This is a genomic window from Pseudomonas sp. HMSC065H01 (assembly GCF_001815235.1).
Taxonomy (GTDB): Bacteria; Pseudomonadota; Gammaproteobacteria; order Pseudomonadales; family Pseudomonadaceae; genus Pseudomonas; species Pseudomonas aeruginosa.
In genome coordinates, this window is record NZ_KV819881.1 from 34,056 (window position 1) to 38,345 (window position 4,290).

The 4,290-nt window shown below is 63.8% G+C and carries 4 protein-coding genes; 1 reads left to right on the top strand and 3 read right to left on the bottom strand.

Annotated elements, in window-relative coordinates; all coding sequences use genetic code 11:
- Positions 1–1,809 (top strand): amino acid adenylation domain-containing protein (locus HMPREF3014_RS14860; RefSeq protein ID WP_139195819.1); only part of this gene is annotated, 1,809 nt, incomplete at its 5' end.
- 132 nt (positions 1,810–1,941) lie between these two features.
- Here HMPREF3014_RS14860 and HMPREF3014_RS14865 read toward each other — a convergent pair.
- From HMPREF3014_RS14865 to HMPREF3014_RS34915, 3 genes are all read right to left on the bottom strand, one after another.
- Complete coding sequence (locus tag HMPREF3014_RS14865) at positions 1,942–2,739, bottom strand: hypothetical protein (protein WP_003102987.1); 798 nt, start codon at positions 2,737–2,739, stop codon at positions 1,942–1,944.
- A gap of 557 nt (positions 2,740–3,296) precedes the next feature.
- Positions 3,297–3,809 carry a BRO-N domain-containing protein gene (locus HMPREF3014_RS14870; RefSeq protein WP_003451103.1) on the bottom strand — a complete coding sequence of 171 codons (513 nt, stop codon included), beginning with the start codon at positions 3,807–3,809 and terminating at the stop codon, positions 3,297–3,299.
- Positions 3,810–4,105: 296 nt separating this feature from the next.
- On the bottom strand, positions 4,106–4,290 hold a 185-nt coding region (locus tag HMPREF3014_RS34915), incomplete at its 5' end, for a hypothetical protein (RefSeq protein ID WP_218189580.1).

Sequence of the window (4,290 nt, forward strand, 5' to 3'; positions counted from 1 at the left end):
TACGCCGAGCTGAACCGCCGGGCCAACCGCCTCGGCCACGCCCTGCGCGCCGCCGGCGTCGGCATCGACCAGCCGGTGGCACTGCTGGCCGAGCGCGGCCTCGACCTGCTCGGCATGATCGTCGGCAGCTTCAAGGCCGGTGCCGGCTACCTGCCGCTCGACCCCGGCCATCCGACCCAGCGCCTGACCCGGATCGTCGAGCTGAGCCGCACACCGGTACTGGTCTGCACCCAGGCCTGCCGCGAGCAGGCGCTGGCGCTGTTCGACGAACTCGGCTGCGTCGACCGGCCGCGCCTGCTGGTGTGGGACGAGATCCAGCAGGGCGAGGGCGCCGAGCACGATCCGCAGGTCTACAGCGGGCCGCAGAACCTCGCCTACGTGATCTACACCTCCGGCTCCACCGGACTGCCGAAGGGCGTGATGGTGGAGCAGGCGGGCATGCTCAACAACCAGTTGAGCAAGGTCCCGTACCTGGAACTGGACGAGAACGACGTGATCGCCCAGACCGCCTCGCAGAGCTTCGACATCTCGGTCTGGCAGTTCCTCGCCGCGCCGTTGTTCGGCGCCCGCGTGGCGATCGTGCCGAACGCCATCGCCCACGATCCGCAGGGCCTGCTGGCGCACGTCGGCGAACAGGGCATCACGGTGCTGGAAAGCGTGCCGTCGCTGATCCAGGGCATGCTCGCCGAAGAGCGCCAGGCCCTCGACGGCCTGCGCTGGATGCTGCCCACCGGCGAGGCGATGCCGCCGGAACTGGCGCGCCAGTGGCTCAAGCGCTACCCGCGGATCGGCCTGGTGAATGCCTACGGGCCGGCGGAATGCTCCGACGACGTGGCGTTCTTCCGCGTCGACCTGGCCTCCACCGAGAGCACCTACCTGCCGATCGGCAGTCCCACCGACAACAACCGCCTGTACCTGCTCGGCGCCGGCGCCGACGACGCCTTCGAACTGGTGCCGCTGGGCGCGGTGGGCGAGCTGTGCGTGGCCGGCACCGGCGTCGGTCGTGGCTACGTCGGCGATCCGCTGCGCACCGCCCAGGCCTTCGTCCCGCATCCGTTCGGCGCGCCGGGCGAGCGTCTGTACCGTACCGGCGACCTGGCGCGGCGGCGCGCCGACGGACTGCTGGAATATGTCGGGCGGATCGACCACCAGGTGAAGATCCGCGGCTTCCGCATCGAGCTGGGCGAGATCGAGGCGCGCCTGCACGAACGCGCCGACGTCCGCGAGGCGGCGGTGGCGGTGCAGGAAGGGGCGAACGGCAAGTACCTGGTGGGCTACCTGGTTCCCGGCGAGACACCGCGTTCCAGCGCCGACTCGCCGGCCGGACTGATGGTGGAGCAGGGCGCCTGGTTCGAGCGGATCAAGCAGCAACTGCGCGCCGACCTGCCGGACTACATGGTGCCGCTGCACTGGCTGGTGCTGGACCGGATGCCGCTCAACGCCAACGGCAAGCTCGACCGCAAGGCGCTGCCGGCGTTGGACATCGGCCAGATGCAGAACCAGGCCTACCAGGCCCCGCGCAACGAACTGGAGGAAACCCTGGCACGGATCTGGGCCGAGGTGCTGAAGGTCGAGCGGGTCGGGGTGTTCGACAACTTCTTCGAACTCGGCGGGCATTCGCTGCTGGCCACCCAGATCGCCTCGCGGGTGCAGAAGGCCCTGCAACGCAACGTGCCGCTACGGGCGATGTTCGAATGCACCACGGTGGAAGAGCTGGCCAGCTACATCGAGTCCCTGGCCCCGAGTGAGATCAGCGAGCAGAAGGCCGAGCGCCTGAACGACCTGATGTCGAAGCTGGAAATGCTCTGATCGGATCCGGCCGCCGAGCCCTTCGCGGGGGGCGATGAAAATGGCCGGAAGGGAATGTTCCATACTCCCTTCCGGCCATTCTTCATATATGTGCGTATATATAAACGCCGATATATGGGTCGGCTTGGTTCATTACAACGCGATATTCCCGACTTTCGCCGAAGCCGCGTTATAACGCTGGTGCTGTTTACGCTTGACCGAAGAACTGCGCTTGAAACGCCGGGTCGCCGTAAAGATGTTCTTCAAGGTGATCGGGAATACCGTGATCAATCCGTTGCCCTTGTGATATTCCGGGTTCCGATCGAGGAAGAAACGCACATTCGGATTGCTGTGCGTAGCCCAGCGTGCCCGTTCGTGATCGGCCTCGGTGGTGGTCCAGCCGGTGTCGACCACCAGCGGATCGTTGCTGCTGCGCTTGAAGCTGAACTGGGCGATCAGGTGTTCGAGGAACTTCACGTGGTGGCTTTCCAGGTCGCAGTGGCAGGGCCAGACGTCATCCACGTACTTGGTCACCAGGGCGTAGCTGGAGGGATGGATCAGGGTGTCGAGGAACAGCAGGCGCTTGCCGGGGTTGAGCAACTTGTAGCGCAGCACCTGGCGGGTAAGGAAGGGAATGCTCTGGTTGCTCCCGCGGTACTCCGGGAGGATCCCCGACTCGGCGCGGATCACGCAGGCCTTGCTGTACTGGAAGACTTCCGAGTCGTGGAAATGCACGGCGCAGTAGCCGACGATCTCGTGCTGGCGGTTGCGGTAGATGGCGATGCGGGTGAGGCGGGCGGTGGAGTGGATGACCTCGCGAGCGAAGGATTCATACTGGACGCCATGAAAGATCCTGGCGTGAATCGCGTAGAGTTCGCTTGCGAGGTTTCCCCTCTGTGTTTCGTCGAGTTTTCCCGGGTTGACGACTTCCCGGTAGATCCTGGCAGTCATAATCTTCTCCGAAGGAATCATCCAATATTAATTTTCGAATTTTTTTCATGCCGATGACTTCTTGTTGTTGTGCGTGGAGGTGAGGCTAGGGAAAGTCTATTTCCATATTGTTAACTGGCGCCCCCATACGCCTTAAGCTGCCAGATCTGACAGGGTATTAACTTATATTCGGAACTCGCTTCGGCCCGCGGTGGTCGCTGGCCCGCCGGCCTTTATTCTTTCGCTGCTTTTCCGGGGATAGGCACATGATGCAGAACATCCACGGTCGCGACGACTTCTTCGCCGCCTGCCGGTCAACCTGCACGCCATACCGCTGCCCGGCGTCTCCTGTCTACAGGTGGTCCCGCCAGCCTGGCTGGCGGCTGGACAGGGAGGGTCGGCGCACCTGCCGGACCGCTACTCGAACGAAGGGCCGCGTACCACCGACTGGCTGGCCAGCGGCGTGGTCAAGCGTCACCGCACGCTGGGCAGCCTGCTCAACCTGTTGATCGGGTTCGGGCTTTCGTCTCGAACGGGTGGAGGAGTGGAGCCCCTGCGACGAGCAAGTGGCCGCTCGCCTAGAGCGGCCGCAACTTGCGCAACCAGCGTCGCCAACCCAGTTGCACCATGGGTTCGCCCTGGCGTTCGAGGAGGTCGGGCATCTCGCTGAAATTCACCCAGAGCTTGCCCTGCCAGTCGAGCATGTGCACCACCTGGCGCTCCCAGCGCAACTTGACGTAGCGCGGCATGCCGCTGTCGTCGGTGGCGCTGCGCAACTCCGGCACCACCTCGCCGCTGAGCCAGCGGCGCAATTCGCTGCCATCGCCGCGCTGCTGGTAGATCAGCGCGGCATACGCGCCGGACTCGCTGATCAGCCACTGCGCCTGCTCTTCGCCACGTTCGGAACGCAACGATTCGCGGCGCGCCTGGTCGTCGTCCAGGCGGGCGAGCATCTGTTCGGGCTGGCTGTGTTCGATCAGCCGGGCGAAGTCGTCGAGGACGAACCAGGCCTGGTCGTCGATCAGCAGCGCGCGCAGCAATCGCTGCTGTCGGAAGAAGTAGTGCGGGGCAAGCTGGGTATGGCCGTGCATAGGAGAAATCCTTCTCTGAGCTGTCCGCTGCCTGGCTTCTGCCGGCGCGGCAGGGAGACAGGCCGCTCGTGGGTGTTGGGCCAGCAGGCTGTGGCCTGCCGGGAACCGAAGTCGCCGGCGAAAAAAGCCTACTGACAGCGCCTGTAGGACGGCAATGGCTAAGCCTTGTACGAAGTCTCCGATGGCACAAGCCCGCTGAACAGCTAGGCCGTTCTGAACATTACGCCGGCATGGAGAAAACAGGGGATGGACGCTATGCTTGGGAACCCTTTTTTTGGTGGTTTTTTAAAGCCCTTTTAGATCAAAGGGTTAGAGATCGCTGCAAAAAGAGGGTTTTTCCGGGCTTTGGCGCTGGAGCCCTTGGAGCTTGGAAGGTTGATGGTTTTTGGGTCTAGTTCACTGCCGTATAGGCAGCTAAGAAAGACAAGAAACTGTTGGCCGAGCATCGGCACCGGTTCACTGCCGTATAGGCAGCTAAGAA

Bases quoted from the DNA above. Each gene is read 5' to 3' on its own strand.
- HMPREF3014_RS14870 (WP_003451103.1), bottom strand. From the start codon at position 3,809: ATGCACGGCCATACCCAGCTTGCCCCGCACTACTTCTTCCGACAGCAG.
- HMPREF3014_RS14865 (WP_003102987.1), bottom strand. From the start codon at position 2,739: ATGACTGCCAGGATCTACCGGGAAGTCGTCAACCCGGGAAAACTCGAC.